Source organism: Lentzea sp. NBRC 102530, assembly GCF_030269365.1.
Lineage (GTDB): Bacteria > Actinomycetota > Actinomycetes > Mycobacteriales > Pseudonocardiaceae > Lentzea.
On the sequence record NZ_BSTF01000018.1, the window covers coordinates 1 to 15,664 of the forward strand.

Below are 15,664 nucleotides of genomic sequence, written 5' to 3' on the forward strand. Positions count from 1 at the left end.
ACATCGACTGGTACAACACCACCCGCATCTCCACCACGCTCAAGGGCCTGAGCCCGGTCGAATACCGAGCCCAGGCCCTCACGGCCTAACCTTCAGTTAGCCAGTCCAACTTCCGGGGACCAGTTCACACAAGGCGCCCCCTTCTACAACACGCGCGTCAGGAGAACTTGACCGTCACGTTGCCGGTGTACGAGCCCGCCAACAGCGACAGCAACGCCTGCGGCGCGAACTTGACCCCGCCCTCGACGATCGTGTGCGGGAAGACGAACCTGCCCTCCTGCAACCACTGTCCGAAGTGGACGACCCAGTCCTGGATCTGCTCGGGCAGGTGGTAGCAGGCGAACGGGCGGATCTCCAGGTGCTTGGTGATCGCCGTCATCAGGTCGATCCGCGGGTTCTCGGCGCCGTCGTTCTGGTTGGACAACGCACCGCACAACGCGAACCGGGCGTGCGGACGGGCGGCCTGGACCGCCGCCTCGAACTGCTCGCCACCGACGTTGTCGAAGAACACGCTGATGCCGTCCGGAGCGAGCTCGCGCAGCCGGTCGGCCACCGGGCCGTCCTTGTAGTTGAACGCGGCGTCGAACCCGAGCTCGTTCACCAGCCAGTCGACCTTGGCCTGGCTGCCGGCCGAGCCGATCACGCGCGCGCCACGGGCCTTGGCGATCTGCCCGGCCAGTGACCCGACACCACCGGCGGCACCGGTGACGAACACGACATCACCCTCACCGGCCTGCGCGATCGTCGCCATGCCGTAGTAGGCCGTCGGCCCCTGCGACAGGAAGTACACCGGCGACGGCACGTAGTGCGGGTTCTGCTTGATGAACTGCTGCGCGTGCCCGGACCAGTACTCCTGCCACGGCCCGAACGACTGCACCAGGTCACCGACGGCGAGGTCCGGGCTGTTCGACTTGACGACGGTGCCCACACCACCGGCACCGGCGGGCTCGCCGACCTTCCACGGCGGCACGCCGGGGATCTGGCAGTCGGACCTCATGAACTCCTTGAAGGCGGCGGCCACCGACACGTAGTCGACGCGCACCAACACCTCACCGTCACCGATCTCGGGGACGGCCACCTCGACGACGTCGAAGTGCTCGAGGGTCAGGTCGTCCTCGACGTGCTTGGCGAGCCTGACCTCCCACTGCTTCTCGGGGATGCTCATGGCTCTCCTTCTATTCCTATCCCCACGTGACGGGGAAGGTGACAAGTGAGTGGTTGATCTCGCCCTGGTGCCACTTCAGGTCCTCGTACGGCACGGCGAGGCGGAGGTCCGGGAAGCGGCGGGTCAGACCTTCGATGGCGATCGCCATCTCCATGCGCCCCAGCTGCTTGCCGAGGCAGTAGTGCACGCCGTGCCCGAACGCGATGTGCGGGTTGGAGGCGCGGTCGATGTCGAGCTGCTGAGCGTTCTCGAAGACGGCCTCGTCGCGGTTCGCCGACGACAGCACGAAGAACACCGCGTCACCCTTGGCGATCTTCTGCCCGCCGAGTTCCAGGTCCTCCGCCGCGATGCGGTGGAACCCGGTGGTGTCGGTGGCGAAGAGGTTCACGTGCCGCAGCAGTTCCTCGACGGCCGCGGGGATCAGCGTCGGATCGGCGACCAGGCGCTTCCACGTGTCGGGGTGGTCGTGCAGCAATGCCAGCACCGAGTTGGAGATCTGGTTCGCGGCGGTGTCGAAGCCGGCGCCGATGAGGGTGAACGCGAACGTCACCAGCTCCTGCTCGCTCAGCTTGTCGTCGTTGTCCCGCGCGGAGATCAGGTCCGACAGCATGTCCTGGCCGGGGTTCTCGCGCTTCTGCGCGATCAGGCCCATCACGTACCCGGCGAGCCTCCCGAACGCCCGCATCGGCGCCTCGGGGTCGTTCTCGTCGAACGTGGCGAACGCCCGCGCGTCGGTCTCGAAGATCTTCAGGTCGGAGGTCGGCACGCCCAGCAGGTCGCCGATGATCGTCAACGGCAGCGGGACGCACAGCGCCTCGACGAGGTCGACCGGCCCGCCCGTCACCATCATCGTGTCGAGCAGCTCGTCGCACACCTTCTGCACGCCCGAACGCATCGCCTCGACCTTGCGGACGGTGAAGGCGCCCATCACGAGCTTGCGCAGCCGCGAGTGCTCGGAGCCGTCCAGCGAGATGATCATCTCGGGCGTGGTGGTCATGGCGCCGCCGACCTGGGGAGCACCCTCGGCACACGTCAACGCGCGGCTCAGCCTGGAGTCGGCGAGCCCGGCGCGGACGTCCTCGTACTTGGTGATCACCCAGGTCGGCGTGCCGGAACTGGTGCGCACCTTGGCAACGGGGCACTCGGCGCGCAGCGTGTCGTACTTGGGGTCCGGGCCGCGGTAGGAGGAACCGCTGAACGGGAACTCCTCGTCCAGTTCAAGGGGCAGCACGGGACACCTCCAGTGGAATTACGGCCTGGCCTCGCGCCGAACCTTGCTCCGCGCACCTCGAAATCGGCTCGAAACCTGGATGTCGACCGGGAGTCGAGCCGCCGTTCCTACCTTCGCGCCATGGACACTGCACTCGTGCCGTTCCGGGTCGAGGTTCCCGACTCCGAACTGGCGGACCTCACCCGGCGGCTGGCAGCGACCAGGTGGCCGGACGCGGAGACCGTGGACGACTGGTCGCAGGGCATGCCGCTGGCCTACGCCAAGGAACTGGCCGAGTACTGGGGAGGCGTCTACGACTGGCGTGCCACCGAGGCCAGGCTGAACGCCATCCCCCAGTTCAAGACCGAGATCGACGGCGTCGGGATCCACTTCCTGCACGCGAGGTCACCGCACGCAGGCGCGAAGCCGTTGCTGCTCACGCACGGCTGGCCCGGGTCGGTCGCCGAGTTCCTCGACGTGATCGAGCCGCTGACGAACCCGCCGGACCCGGCCGACGCGTTCCACGTCGTCGCGCCCTCGTTGCCCGGCTACGGTTTCAGCGACAAGCCGGCCGGAACCGGCTGGACGCTCGAGAAGATAGCGTCCGCGTTCGTCACGCTCATGGGCCGCGTCGGCTACGACAAGTTCTACGCGCACGGCAACGACTGGGGTTCGTTCATCACGGGCATCCTCGGCCACATCGCGCCGGAGCACGTCGAGGCGATCCACCTCGTCATGCCGTTCGCCTCCGCACCCGAGGCGGAAGTCCAGCTGACGCAACGGGACTACGAAGGTCTCGGCGCGCTGAAGGAGTTCGCCGCCAAGGAGTCCGCGTACGCGGCGGTGATGAACACCAAGCCGCAGTCGCTCGCCTACGGCCTCACCGACTCCCCCGTCGGCCAGCTCGGCTGGGCCGGTGAGAAGTACTGGTCGTGGAGCGACCACGACGGTGACGCCGAGAAGGTCATCTCCCGCGACCGGATCCTCGACATGGTCTCGGTGTGCTGGTTCACCGCCACCGCCGCGTCGTCGGGCCGCCTGTACTGGGAGAGCTACAACAAGTCGCCGCTCACGCGGGTGGACGTGCCGACCGGGTTCTCGGTGTTCCCAGCCGACGCGCGGATGCCCAAGGCGTGGGCCGAGCACCGGTTCACCGATCTGCGGTACTGGAGGGAGATGCCGTCCGGCGGCCACTTCCCTGCCCTGGAGAACCCGGTCGTGCTCGTCGAGGAGTTGCGGACGTTCTTCCGGCTGGTGCGCTCATGACGGCCACGCTGGGCAGGCCCGGCACCAAGCTCGGCATGGTGCTCGTCGTGTGCTGCCTGGCGCAGTTCATGAACGTGCTCGACGCGTCGGTCATGAACGTCGCGCTGCCGTCGATCTTCGAGGACCTCCGCTTCGAGCGGCACGACCTGCAGTGGGTCAACAGCGCGTACACGATCGCGGTGTGCGGCTTCCTGCTGCTGGGCGGCCGGCTCGCGGACCTCTTCGGGCAGCGCCGGGTGTTCCTGTTCGGTGCCGCGCTGTTCACGGTCGCGAGCGCGGTCGGGGGCATGGCGACCTCGCCCGGCACCCTGATCGCGGCCCGCGGGTTCCAGGGCCTGGGCGCCGCGGTGATGGCACCGGCGTCGCTGACCGTGCTCGGCACGACGTTCACCGATCCGAACGCCCGCGCGAAGGCGTTCGGCTGGTGGAGCGCGGTGTCCGGCACCGGTGGCGCGGTCGGCGTGCTGCTCGGCGGCATCGTCACCGAGTCGCTCGGCTGGCGCTGGGTGCTGCTGATCAACGTGCCGCTCGGCATCGCGCTGGTGTCCATGATCCGCGGCGCCGTGCCGGAGACGGCGAGTGGTGGCGGCCGCAAGAGCCTCGACGTGCCGGGCGCGATCACCGTGACGATCGGCCTGATGGCCCTGGTCTACGGCATCGCGCAGTCGCACGAGCTGGGCTGGGGTTCGTGGCAGGTCGCCGGGTCGCTGGTGCTGTCGCTGGTGCTGTTCGCGCTTTTCCTGCGCCAGCAGACGGTGTCGGACCACCCGCTGATGCCGTTGGGGATCTTCCGCAACCGCCAGGTGACCGCGACGAACATCGTGGCGTTCTTCGCGATCGCCGCGCTGTTCAGCACCTTCTACTTCCTCACGCTGGTGCTGCAACAGGTGATGGGGCTCAGCGCGCTGGCCACCGGCCTCGGTTACCTGCCGTTGTCGATCGGCATCGCACTCGGCGGGTTCGGGGTGTCCCGGATCGTGCCTCGGATCGGACCGCGGCCGGTGCTGATCGCCGGCCTGCTCGCCGGCACCGCCGGGTTGTTGTGGGTGTCCACAGCGGACGAGACGTCGACGTTCCTCGGCACGATCCTGGTGCCGACGACGTTGCTGGGCCTGGGGATGGGCGCGGTGCTGAACGCGACCACGAACGCCGCCACCTCCGGGGTGCCGCGCGAGCAGGCCGGCCTCGCGTCCGGTCTGCTCAACACGATCCGGCAGATGGGCAGCGCGATCGGCCTGGTCGTGCTCGCGACGATGTCGTCGGCGCGCGCGGACTCGTTGCTGGAGCAGGGGGAACCACTGCGGCACTCGCTGGGGTCCGGGTTCGGCCTCGCGTTGTTCGGCGCGGCCGCGTTCACCTTCTGCGGTGCGGTCGCGGCCCTCGCCGTGCCCCGCAAGAAGTAAGCCACAACGCAGAACGGCCCCTCGGAACGTTCCGAGGGGCCGTTCTCGTGTCTAAAAGCCCTTGCCGTGCAGGTCGACCGGCAGGGCGACGAGCCGGTGGTTCATGTCGGCCTGCTGCCACTCGAGGTCTTCCTCGGCGACGGCGAGCCGGGCGGCCGGGAAGCGCCGCGTCAGTTCCTCGACCGCGCTGACCAGCTCGATGCGGGCGAGCGGGGCGCCGAGGCAGCGGTGGATGCCGTACCCGAACGCCAGGTGCGCGTTGTCGGCGCGGGCGAAGTCGAGCACGTCCGGGTCGGTGAACAACGTCTCGTCGCGGTTCGCCGAGTTCGTCGACACGAACACCGCGTCACCCTTGGGGATCGTCACGCCGAACAACGTCACGTCCTCGGTCGCGATCCGCGGCAGGCCCGTGGTGTCGTTGGTGGACAACGTGATCCACCGCAGCAGCTCCTCGACCGCGGCCGGCACCTCCTCCGGCCGCTCACCCAGCCGCACCCAGACGTCGCGGTGGTGCGCGAGCAACGTCAGCGCGGAGCTGGCCAGGTGGCACGCCGTGGAGTCGCCACCCGCGCCGAGCAACGTGTAGCCGAGGCCGATGAGTTCGCCGACCTCCAGCCTGTCGTCGCCGACGCGCGCCTCGATCAACGCCGACAGCACGTCGTCACCGGGCGCGGCGGTCTTCGCGAACACCAGCCCGGCCATGAACTCGCCGAGCTGCTCCCCCGCCGCGGCCGCGAGCTCCGGCGCGTCGACGGCGGCGAACTCGCGGATCAGCCGTGCGAACGTGTCGCGGTCGCCGGCGGGCACACCCAACAGGTCGCTGATCGCGATGATCGCCAGGGGGAACGTGAACTCACCGAGCAGGTCGACGGGCCCTTGCAGCGCCTTCTCGTCCGCCCGGTCCAGCAACTCTGTCACCAGCCGCTGGATTCTCGGTCGCATGGACTCGATGCGGTCCACCGAGAACGCCTGCGACACCAGGTCGCGCAGCCGGGTGTGGGCGGGCGGGTCGAGCGAGATGATCATGCCGGGCGGCGCCTGGAACAGTCCGGGGAAGGTCGGTGCCGTCGGCTCATAAGACGCCGCACGGGAGAACCGCACGTCGTCGAGCACGACGCGGACCGAGTCCTGGGTCGTCGCGATCCAGCAGTGGCCGCCGCCGTTCGCGGGCAGGCGCACGACGGGACTCGACGCGCGGAACCCGGCGAACTCCGGCGCCGGACCTCGGTAGCTGGATCCGGGAACGGGAAAGGAAACCACCGTGCGCTCCTCACGCTCATGGGGATGTTTCCGCACGTTAGGAGGGGTGGCCTGAAGCCCGATCTAGTGCCGTTCGAGTGACCGGGTGAACGCTGAGCGTGATCGGCCATCCAGGCGAAACCCCGATTCGGGAGATCCACATGACCATCCTCGTCACCGGGGCGCGCGGCAACGTCGGCCGTCGCGTGCTCCAGCGGCTCTACGCGGCGGGTCACAGCCTCCGCGCGTCCGGCCGAAACCCCGCGGAACTCGACGTCCCCGAAGGTGTGGAGACCGTCGCTCTCGACCTGAACGACCCGGAGACGTTCGTCGCGGCCCTCGCCGGTGTCTCCAAGGTCCTGCTCTACGCGGAGCCGGACGGCGTGGTGAAGTTCCTCGACGAGGCCGAGAAGGCGGGCGTCGAGCAGATCGTGCTGCTGTCGTCCAACACCGTCGGCCTGCCCGGTGCGGACCAGGACCCGCTGGCGCACCACCACGTGGTCGTGGAGGAGGCCGTGATCGGCTCCGGCCTGACCTACACGATCCTGCGGCCCGGGGCTTTCATGAGCAACGCGTTCGGCTGGAGCTACTCGCTGCAGCAGGGCGACACGATCGACCAGGTGTTCCCCGAGGCCCAGGTCGCGCCCGTGCACGAGGACGACATCGCCGACGTGGCCGTGGTCGCGTTGACGGAGAAGAAGCTCCAGGACGAGATCGTCGACCTCACCGGGCCGGAGTCGCTGACGTTCCGCCGGGAACTCGAGATCGTCGGCGAGGTGCTCGGCCGCGAGCTCGTGATCAACGGCCTGACCCGTGAGGAGGGTGAGGCGCAGATGAGCAACTTCGTGCCCCCGCCCGTGCTCACGTCGCTGCTGAACCAGTGGGAGGCCGCGGTCGGCGTCGTCGCGGACACCAGCGCCACGGCCGAGCGGATCACCGGCAAGCCGGCCCGCACCTTCCGCCAGTGGGTGGAGGAGCACGCGTCGTTCCTCGCGTGACGGGTCTCCGGAGCCGGGATGAGGGCGGCGGACCCGTCCCGGCTCCGGACGCTCGTTCTAGACCCGCGACATCGTGAAGGTGATGTTCGAGGTGCCCAGGTTCGTGCCGTCCGCGAGGAAGAACGTGGACGGGCCGGAGCTGGTGAAGTTGTTCGGTCCACTCTGGACGGCGTCCTGGTCGAAGTCGACGTACGCGAAGTAGGCGCCGTTCTCGTCGTAGACCTTCTCACCGCGGAACTTGAAGTGGAACGTGTTCACCCCGGTGAACCACCAGGTCCCCTGTGTGGTGGTGTTCTGCTCGTTGGTGACGAACGCCTTGCCGTTGGCCTTGAACTGCAGCTTGGTCGGGTGGTCGCCGTCGGTCCGGGTCACGAACCCGGTCCAGGTGCCCACCGGCGTGCAGGTCGCGTTGGCCGCCGTGGCGGTGCCGGCCAGCGCGAGCAGGACCACGGCTGTGATCGCTCCTACGCGTGCGAGAAGAGTCGAACGTTTCGGAGTGAACGTCTGCATCTGTGCGGCTCCTGATCCGGGGTGCGAGCGGCGGACGCGCGCAACGGTGGGCCACAGGTCTCGACGTAAACCTCAGAACGACTAGAGCGCCCGTTTTTCCGTTGCGGCACAAGCTCATCTCGACTCGGGTAACGCAAAGTTTTCGTTACTCATGAGCTGACAGGGAGGACGCCGTGGCCGAACGCGAGACAGAGCTCTGCGAGTTGTTCGGGGAGGTGCTCGGGGTACCGGGGATCGAGCCGGACGACCACTTCTTCGACCTGGGGGGCCATTCGCTGCTGGCGTCGAAGCTCGTCAAGCAGGTGCACGAGCGGTACGGCGTCCGCGTCCCGTTGCGCAGCTTCTACGAGGACCCGACGGCGCGCGCCGTCGCCAAGCAGCTGGACCAGGCAGCCTAGGAGTTCGAGATGCGATGGAATGACCTGTACATCGCCGGTGTGGGCACATACCTGCCCGAGCAGGTCGAGACGGTGGACGACGCCATCGCGGCCGGCCGGTACACAGAAGAGAAGAAGGCCATGAACGGCTACCGGGAGCTGCGCGTCGCCGCACCCGGCGAGACCGGTCCCGTCATGGCGGCGAAGGCCGGGATCCAGGCCGTGCAACGGTCCGGGCTCAGCCCGCTGGACTTCGGCCTGACCGTGCACGCCTCCCTGTCGCACCAGGGACTCGACCTGTGGACGCCGGCGAGTTACGTGCAGGCCAACACGGTCGGCGGCACCGGGCCCGCGTTCGAGGTCAAGCAGGGCTGCAACGGCCTGATGGCCGCGGTGGACCTCGCCTCGTCCTACATCTCGTCGCACCGCGAGGCGTCCGCCGCGCTGGTGACGGCGGGCGACGCGTTCCACCTGCCCTACTTCGACCGGTGGAACTCCGAGGAGCAGAACGTCAACGGCGACGGCGCGGGGGCGCTGGTGCTGTCGAACCGTTCCGGCTTCGCGCGGATCCGGTCGATCCACTCCCACGCGGACTCCACCTTGGAGCAGATGTCACGCGGCTTCCAGCCGTGGACCACCGGCCCGTTCGCCGACGGCAGGACCCTGCAGCTCAACAGCGGCGTCGAGGACTTCCTGCAGAACGCCGACGTCGACCTCGACGACATGATCGCGCGCATCGGCGGCGGGGTGCGGCACTCGCTCAAGATGGCGTTGTACGAGGCGGAGATCGAGCTCTCGGACGCCCGCTTCTTCCTGCACCAGCAGCTCGCCGAGACCATCGTCACGCACGGCATCTGCGGTTTGCTGGGCGTCGACAGGGCTTCCACCACCTACGACTGGGCCAAGCAGTACAGCATGGTCGGCACCGCGGACATCGCGCTCGGGCTCGACCACGTGCTGGCCGACCGCGACCCGAAGCCCGGCGACCTGGTCGTCCTGCAGTCGTCCGGCGCGGGGTACGTGTGGACCGCGGCCGTGATCGAGATCCTGGAAGTCCCCTCCTGGGTGTGAAGGCTTGGCAGAAGGGCCGGACTCTCCTTGCGAGTCCGGCCCTTCTCCGCGTTTTCAGATGTACAAGGACTTCGAGTTCCAGTCGGGTTCCGGCAGCGCCTTGCGGTCGGTCTTGCCGTTGCTGGTGATCGGCAGCTCGTCGAGGACGACGAACCCGGCCGGCACCATGTGCTCGGGCATGGTCGCGCGCATGTGCGCCTTGAGCGCCCGCTTGTCCAGGTCCTCCCCTGACCTCACCACCCACGCGATCAGCCGGCGGTCGCCGCTCGGGTGCGTGCGCAGGTGGACGGCGGCGGTGCGGACCTGCGGGTGCTCGGTCAGGGCGTTCTCGACCTCGCCCGGTTCGATCCGGAACCCGCGCAGCTTGAACTGGTCGTCGATGCGGCCGAGGAACTCGACCACGCCGTCCGCGCGCTTGCGGCCCTGGTCACCGGTTCGGTAGTAGCGCTCGCCGTTCCAGGCCGCGCGCACGAACTTCTCGTCGGTGAGGTCCTGGCGCTTCCAGTAGCCGCGGGCCACCTGGGCGCCGCCGATCCACAGCTCCCCGGCCTCCTCGGTCGGCTTCCCCTCCGCGTCGACCACGACGACGTCGACGTTCTGCAACGGCGTGCCGATGGGGATGGCGCCGCCGAGGTCCTCGTGCGCGCCGATGCGGTGGCAGGTGGCGAACGTCGTGGTCTCGGTCGGCCCGTAGCCGTTGACGACCTGCAGCTCCGGCACCGACTCGCGCAACTGCCGGACGTGCGGCACGGACACGACGTCCCCGCCGGTCAGAACGGTGTGCAGCCCCTTGAACGCGGCCACGTCCACGTCGATCTGCCGGTGGAACAACGCCGCGGTCAGCCACAGGACGCTGATCTCGTTGGCGCGCAGCAGGTCCCCGAGCTCCTCGGCCTGCACCACGCCGGGCGGCGCGAGCACCACGCGCGCGCCGTTGAGCAGGGCGCCCCAGATCTCGAACGTGGCCGCGTCGAACGCGACGGGCGCGAGCTGCAGGATCCGGTCCGCCGGCGTGACGGTCACGTAGTTGGCGCCGGTGACGAGGTTGGTGATGTTGCGGTGCTCGATCATCACCGACTTCGGCTTGCCCGTGGACCCCGAGGTGTACATGAGGTAAGCGAGGTCGCGGGGATCGACCTGCGGAAGCTCCACAGTGGACCTGGCCGTGGACGGCGGCACCTTGACCGTGGTGAAGCCGGCGAAGAACCGGCCCACCACCAGGGAGACCTCGGCGTCGGTGAGCATCATGGACACCCGCGACTCGGGGTCGTCGGGGTCGATCGGCACGTACGCGGCGCCGGCCTTGAGCACCCCCAGCAGTGCCACGACGAGCTGCGGCGACCGTTCCAGGCACACCGCCACCCGGTCGCCGACCCGCACGCCGGCGTCGACGAGTTCCCCCGCCAGCGCGTCCGACCAGCGGTCGAGCTCGGCGTACGTCACCGCGGCGGAGTCGGCGGAAAGCGCCACGGCGTCAGGCGTTCTGGCCGCCCGGCAGCGGAACGCGTCGGTCACTGTTGCGGACATGCCCCAGCTCCTCTCACTTTCCCCCATCCTCGGTGAGCGACCTCGGGCCTGCCTCGGGCACAACTGGCACTACAGGGGTGTTCGACCTGCGCGAACAACACTCAGCGCGTCCGCTGCCCACCTCACCGGAGGCGCAACCCCATGAAGTTCCGCAAGAAGGCACTCGCCGCCGTGGCCGCCTGCGTCCTGGCCACCCCCGTCGTCGCCGCCGCTGGTGCCACCGCGAAGCCCAACTACGACCAGGCACTCGTCGGCCGCTGGGACCTCACCGTGACCATCCACATCGAGGAACCGCCGCTGCTCACACCGCTGTTCTGCGACTTCACCGCCGACTACCAGCTGCACTGCGAGACCAAGCCCGGGTACCCCGACCAGCTCGAAGGCCGCGGGATCTGGACGATGGGCAAGGACGGGCAGTTCAGCTTCTGGATCACCCACCACGCGCACCGCGACGAGAACGGCAACCCGGTCGGGTCGATCAACGCGAGCCACCTCGGGAAGTTGAGCAACAACAAGAAGAAGTTCAGCACCAAGGCGCACACGTACATCAACATGAACGACGGCACCCCGTGGCAGGGTCCCGTCGACATCGAGGGTGCTGCGTTCCGCATCTGAGACCGCTCGAGGGCCCTCTCCCCCAGCTGGGAGAGGGCCCTCGTCGTGTGCCCTGAAACGCCCGGAGGCCCCAGGCGGATCGCCTGGGGCCTCAAGGGATTCCAACGGGGGTGGTTACGCCTTGGCGGGCTCCTCAGAGCCCTCAGCGCCCTCTTCGGCGGCAGCGCCCCACTCCTCCTGCTTCAGCCAGCGAGGCAGGAAGGAGGCGAGCAGCAGAGCCAGCGCCGCGAACCCGAACCCGACGTACAGCGTGGTCTCGAACGCGTCCGTGAAGGACTGACCCGCCGCCTGGTGCGAGAACTTGTCGGCAACGGCCTTGGCCTGCGGGTCCGCCTGGACCGCGCCACACGCCGCCGCGTCCGGCGTACCGGAGAAGGTGGAGGTGGTGCAGGCCTGGAAGGCCGCGGTCAGCTCGGTGGCGCGGGCGTCCGCGACACCGGCCGCCACGATCTCCTGGCGGAACTGCGGGGCCAGCGCCTCGGTGTTGGTCGCGCCGTGCGAAGCCAGCGGCGAGAAGAACGCCAGCGTCACGACCGAGATGCCGACCGCGAAGCCGAGCTGCTGCTTGGTGTTGATGAGACCCGAGGCGGCGCCCGCGTCCTCGTGCGGCACCTCCTGCAGGGCGAACAGCGCGATCGGGGTCGCGGTCATGCCGAAACCGAGACCGATCAGGAGCAGGCCGGGGACGAGGCCCCAGCTGGTGACGTCCGGGCTGACCGAGAGCAGCAGCACGGCGACACCGACGGCGATCACGACGGCACCGGCCTGCAGGACGGCGCGGCCGAACTTCGGCACCAGCGCGATGACCGAGGCCGACGCGGTGATGAAGGCGCCGATGCAGAACGCCAGCAGCGTGACACCGGTGCGCAGCGGCGAGAAGCCGAGGCCCTCCTGCAGGTACAGGTACAGGGCCAGCATGAACATGCCGGTGAAGCTGAACATGCCCAGCATCAGCGCGAGGGCCGCGGAGAAGCTGCGGGACTTGAACAGGTTCAGCGGCACGAGGGGCATGCCGTCCTTGCGCTGCTTGGCCTTCTCGTAGGCGATGAAGCCGATGAAGCCCACGACGGACGCGGCCATCAGCACGAAGCCCCACGCCGGCCAGTGCAGCTCACGGCCGAAGGTCAGCGGGAACAGCAGGGCGGTGAGGCTGACGGTCGCCAGGACGACACCGATGAGGTCGAGGCGGATGCGGCTCGGGGCCTTGGACTCGTTGATGTACTTCCAGCCCAGCACGTAGCCGATGATGCCGATCGGCACGTTGACCAGGAAGATCGTCCGCCAGTCCCACCCGAAGACGTTCCAGGCGACCAGGAGGCCACCGACGAGCGGCGCGATCGTGGCCGCGAGACCACCGATGGTGCCCTGGATGGCGAAGACCGCGCCCTTCTCCTTGTCGGGGAAGGTGACGTGGATGATCGACATGACCTGCGGGACCATCAGGCCGGCCGCGAGACCCTGCGCCAGACGGGACGCGACGAGCATCTCGGGGTTGACCGAGATGCCGCACAGGAACGACGTGACGACGAAGCCGAGCACGCCGAGCTGGAACATGCGGCGACGGCCGTAGATGTCGCCGAGACGACCACCGGTGATCAGCGTCAGCGCGAACGCGAACACGTAACCGGCGGTGATCCACTGCAGCTGCACGAAGCTCGCGCCCATGCCGTGCTGGATCGCGGGGAGCGCGACGTTGACGATGCTGCCGTCCAGCATGTCCATGAACGTCGCGACGGTCATGATGATGAACGCGATCCAGCGACGCGGGTCGGCCGCCGGCGCGTCAACGACCGGAGCCGCCTGCGCGCCGGCAGTCGCCGACGGCGACTCCAGGTCGTGGTTGGTGTTGGTGGAGGTCACGATTTCTCCTCAGATGACTTTGTTTCGCTGCGCACGACAGGCGATGGCTCTGGACTACTCGGGATGGCCTGAGGCCTTGCGAGTGGAACGAGGACGCACCTCCTGCCTGAAGAACGACTGCCGGTCGATGACCTTCAGGGTGATCCCCTCCGCTTGAGTCCCGGTCAGGTCGCGACGGAGTGTTTTGCGCGCATGCCGAAGGCCCTGGTGCCGGGGAGGTGGGCACCAGGGCCTTTCGTTTCCGGGTCAGCCGAGGACCGACGCCGGGTAGGTGCGCACGGACGCGGTCTCGTACCGCAGCGCCACGTGGCTGGAGCAGCTCACCACGTCACGCCAGAACCGTTGCAGCGCACCGCCTTCCGCGAGTCCGCTGGTGCCGGAGGCCCGCACCAGGCCACCCACCGCGTCCACCAGGACCTCGGCCACGTAGGCGACGTTGCGCTCGTTGCGCGCCATCGCGGCCGGGGTGAACTCGCGCTCGTCGAGCACCAGGGCGTTCTGCTCCACGAGCAGACGCGCCGACTCGACCTGACCCGACGCGCGGACCAGGTCGACCGCGTTCGTCACGGACTGCTTCTTCCCCGACAGCACCGCGATGCACGCGTCCAGTGCCCCCATCGCCGCACCGACGGCCGGAGCGACGAACGTGAGGCCGCCGACCGCCTGGAACGGGACGTTGTGGCTCGGCACCGGCGACCAGCTGGTGCCCTTGAGCAGGTCCGCCCGGTCGAACGAGAGGTGCGCCGGCACGAACACGTCGTCCACCACGACCGAATGGCTGCTGGTGGCCTTCATGCCGACGCTGTCCCACGTCTCGAGGACGGTGAAGTCCTTGCGCGGCACCGCGAAGAAGCGGCCCTCGTCGCCGACCACGCCGCACAGCAACGCCCAGTCGGCGAAGTCCACGCCGCTGACGTAGAGCCAGCGGCCGCTCAGCCGGTGGCCACCGTCCACCACGGTGCCCTTGCCCATCGGCGGCTGGCCGGTCACGACGAACGCGTCCGGGCCGTTCGCCCAGATCTCGTCGTGGCCCTCCGCCGGCAGAAGCCCCGCGAACCGCGACGACAACGCGGACAGCGACGCGCACCACGACGTGGACGCGCAGCCCTGCCCGACCGTGAAGACGGCCTCGGTCAGCTCGGCGAAGGAACCTTCCGCACCACCGCGTTCGACTGCGACGAAGTGCCGCGCGAACCCGGCGTCGCGCAGTGCCTCCACGACCTCGGGAGCCAGCTTGCGGGTGGCGTCGGCGTCGGCCGCGTGCTCCGCGGCGATCAGCTTCACCTTCTCCGCGGCCGCTGCCAGCCCGGTGTATTGAGCAGTCACCTCGTCACCTCCTGGAGAAGCGGTTACGCAGCCTGAACGGGAAGGTCGCGGTGGATCGTGCGGGACTTCGTGTAGAGCTTGCCGTCGATGCGCACGAGCACGTCCTCGATGGAGAACGTCGGCTCGAAGCTGACGACGCCCTCGGCGGTCGTGCGGGTGACGAGCGAGGCGTAGCTGACGTTCAGCGTGTTCTCGTCGACCTCTTCGATCAGGTAGTGGTCGTTCCAGTGCCGCACGGCGACGCCCTTGTAGCGGGGCAACGCGGCGCTGGCGCCGGCGATCAGGGCCGCCCGGCCCTCGACCTTCTCGCTCCGGTGGGCGTGGTCGGTGACCCCGTCCTCGGTGAACGTCTGGGCGTAGCCCTCCACGTCCAACGCGTCGAGCAGCCGCATCTGCTGGGCGTAGAACGTCTGGACCTCGATGTGGACCGCAACATTGACAGGGGACACGACAACTCCTCGGTCTGCCGGTTTCGCTACCGCGACTATGGGTGCGGGCGCTGGACAGCCGGTCGAGCCGTCCTGGTTCGACCGCTGTTTGAGGTGGCGTTGAGACGAACCGGGCACGGTCTGGGAGACATCTCCCTATCTATTCGCGAGGAGGGCCACATGGCCTCAACTCCCGATGTCGCCAAGTCGGTGACGGTCGAGGCGACGATCGAGCAGGCGTTCGCGATCTTCGCGACCAAGCCGATCGAGTGGTGGCCGGAGTCGCACGTGTTCGTCAAGGACCGGCAGGCCATCACGATCGAACCGTTCGTCGGCGGGCGCTACTTCGAGCGCGGCGCGGACGGCGAGGAGATCGCCTGGGGCACCATCACCGAGTGGGACCCGCCGAAGCGCCTCGTGATGACGTGGCGGGTCGGCCCCTACTGGCAGCCGATCTTCGACGACGAGAAGGCCTCGTTCATCAAGGTGGACTTCGAGGTCGTCGGCCCGACGACGACGAAGGTCACGCTCACGCACGCGGACCTGCACCGCCACGGCGACATCGCCGAGGGCATCCACAAGGCGCTCGACGGACCGTCGCCGGGCGAGACGCTCGAGACCTACGCGCGCGTGATCGAGAAGCACGTCCCGAAGGCTGCCTAAGGGGCC

16 protein-coding genes are annotated in these 15,664 nt (G+C 68.7%); 8 read left to right on the forward strand and 8 right to left on the reverse strand.

The window, feature by feature from the left end:
• Positions 1 to 2 precede the first annotated feature (2 nt).
• The gene (locus tag QSK25_RS36020) at positions 3 to 89 is read left to right on the forward strand and encodes an IS3 family transposase (RefSeq protein ID WP_502881823.1); all 87 of its coding nucleotides are present in this window, start codon (positions 3 to 5) and stop codon (positions 87 to 89) included.
• 68 nt (positions 90 to 157) lie between these two features.
• On the opposite strand, the gene QSK25_RS36025 is transcribed toward QSK25_RS36020, so the two are convergent.
• Positions 158 to 1,165, reverse strand: coding sequence for an MDR family NADP-dependent oxidoreductase (locus QSK25_RS36025; RefSeq protein WP_285645093.1), 1,008 nt, complete (start codon positions 1,163 to 1,165; stop codon positions 158 to 160).
• A gap of 16 nt (positions 1,166 to 1,181) precedes the next feature.
• Positions 1,182 to 2,396, reverse strand: coding sequence for a cytochrome P450 (locus tag QSK25_RS36030; RefSeq protein ID WP_285645094.1), 1,215 nt, complete (start codon positions 2,394 to 2,396; stop codon positions 1,182 to 1,184).
• Positions 2,397 to 2,516: 120 nt separating this feature from the next.
• On the opposite strand from QSK25_RS36030, the gene QSK25_RS36035 reads away from it, so the two are divergent.
• Together QSK25_RS36035 and QSK25_RS36040 are read left to right on the forward strand one after the other, a co-directional pair.
• On the forward strand, positions 2,517 to 3,641 hold the full coding sequence (locus QSK25_RS36035; RefSeq protein WP_285645095.1) for an epoxide hydrolase family protein: 1,125 nt from the start codon (positions 2,517 to 2,519) through the stop codon (positions 3,639 to 3,641).
• Entirely contained in the window at positions 3,638 to 5,044 is a 1,407-nt protein-coding gene (locus QSK25_RS36040; RefSeq protein ID WP_285645096.1) for an MFS transporter, read from the forward strand. Before QSK25_RS36035 ends, QSK25_RS36040 begins: the two co-directional genes overlap by 4 nt.
• 51 nt (positions 5,045 to 5,095) lie before the next feature.
• On the opposite strand, the gene QSK25_RS36045 is transcribed toward QSK25_RS36040, so the two are convergent.
• Positions 5,096 to 6,304: a cytochrome P450 gene (locus QSK25_RS36045; protein WP_285645097.1), complete on the reverse strand. Its 1,209-nt coding sequence runs from the start codon at positions 6,302 to 6,304 to the stop codon at positions 5,096 to 5,098.
• A 140-nt stretch (positions 6,305 to 6,444) separates the two neighbouring features.
• On the opposite strand from QSK25_RS36045, the gene QSK25_RS36050 reads away from it, so the two are divergent.
• On the forward strand, positions 6,445 to 7,281 hold the full coding sequence (locus tag QSK25_RS36050) for an NAD(P)H-binding protein (protein ID WP_285645098.1): 837 nt from the start codon (positions 6,445 to 6,447) through the stop codon (positions 7,279 to 7,281).
• Positions 7,282 to 7,338: 57 nt separating this feature from the next.
• Here QSK25_RS36050 and QSK25_RS36055 read toward each other — a convergent pair whose 3' ends face one another.
• A complete protein-coding gene (locus QSK25_RS36055) occupies positions 7,339 to 7,731 on the reverse strand; it encodes a hypothetical protein (protein ID WP_285645099.1) in 393 nt (130 codons plus the stop codon).
• A gap of 233 nt (positions 7,732 to 7,964) precedes the next feature.
• Between QSK25_RS36055 and QSK25_RS36060 the strand changes: the two genes are divergently transcribed.
• Entirely contained in the window at positions 7,965 to 8,189 is a 225-nt protein-coding gene (locus tag QSK25_RS36060) for an acyl carrier protein (protein WP_189159236.1), read from the forward strand.
• Positions 8,190 to 8,198: 9 nt separating this feature from the next.
• Positions 8,199 to 9,239, forward strand: coding sequence for a ketoacyl-ACP synthase III family protein (locus QSK25_RS36065; RefSeq protein ID WP_285645101.1), 1,041 nt, complete (start codon positions 8,199 to 8,201; stop codon positions 9,237 to 9,239).
• A 54-nt stretch (positions 9,240 to 9,293) separates the two neighbouring features.
• On the opposite strand, the gene QSK25_RS36070 is transcribed toward QSK25_RS36065, so the two are convergent.
• The gene (locus QSK25_RS36070) at positions 9,294 to 10,766 is read right to left on the reverse strand and encodes an amino acid adenylation domain-containing protein (RefSeq protein ID WP_285645102.1); all 1,473 of its coding nucleotides are present in this window, start codon (positions 10,764 to 10,766) and stop codon (positions 9,294 to 9,296) included.
• 141 nt (positions 10,767 to 10,907) lie between these two features.
• On the opposite strand from QSK25_RS36070, the gene QSK25_RS36075 reads away from it, so the two are divergent.
• Entirely contained in the window at positions 10,908 to 11,381 is a 474-nt protein-coding gene (locus tag QSK25_RS36075; protein WP_285645103.1) for a hypothetical protein, read from the forward strand.
• Positions 11,382 to 11,495: 114 nt separating this feature from the next.
• Here QSK25_RS36075 and QSK25_RS36080 read toward each other — a convergent pair whose 3' ends face one another.
• The 3 genes from QSK25_RS36080 to QSK25_RS36090 all read right to left on the reverse strand — a co-directional run bounded on the left by QSK25_RS36080 (position 11,496) and on the right by QSK25_RS36090 (position 15,016).
• Positions 11,496 to 13,241, reverse strand: coding sequence for an MFS transporter (locus tag QSK25_RS36080; RefSeq protein ID WP_285645105.1), 1,746 nt, complete (start codon positions 13,239 to 13,241; stop codon positions 11,496 to 11,498).
• Positions 13,242 to 13,487: 246 nt separating this feature from the next.
• On the reverse strand, positions 13,488 to 14,567 hold the full coding sequence (locus QSK25_RS36085) for an acyl-CoA dehydrogenase family protein (protein ID WP_285645107.1): 1,080 nt from the start codon (positions 14,565 to 14,567) through the stop codon (positions 13,488 to 13,490).
• 23 nt (positions 14,568 to 14,590) lie between these two features.
• Entirely contained in the window at positions 14,591 to 15,016 is a 426-nt protein-coding gene (locus QSK25_RS36090) for a nuclear transport factor 2 family protein (RefSeq protein WP_036013177.1), read from the reverse strand.
• Positions 15,017 to 15,175: 159 nt separating this feature from the next.
• Here QSK25_RS36090 and QSK25_RS36095 point away from each other — a divergent pair, with 159 nt between their 5' ends.
• The gene (locus QSK25_RS36095; protein ID WP_285645111.1) at positions 15,176 to 15,658 is read left to right on the forward strand and encodes an SRPBCC domain-containing protein; all 483 of its coding nucleotides are present in this window, start codon (positions 15,176 to 15,178) and stop codon (positions 15,656 to 15,658) included.
• Positions 15,659 to 15,664 lie beyond the last annotated feature (6 nt).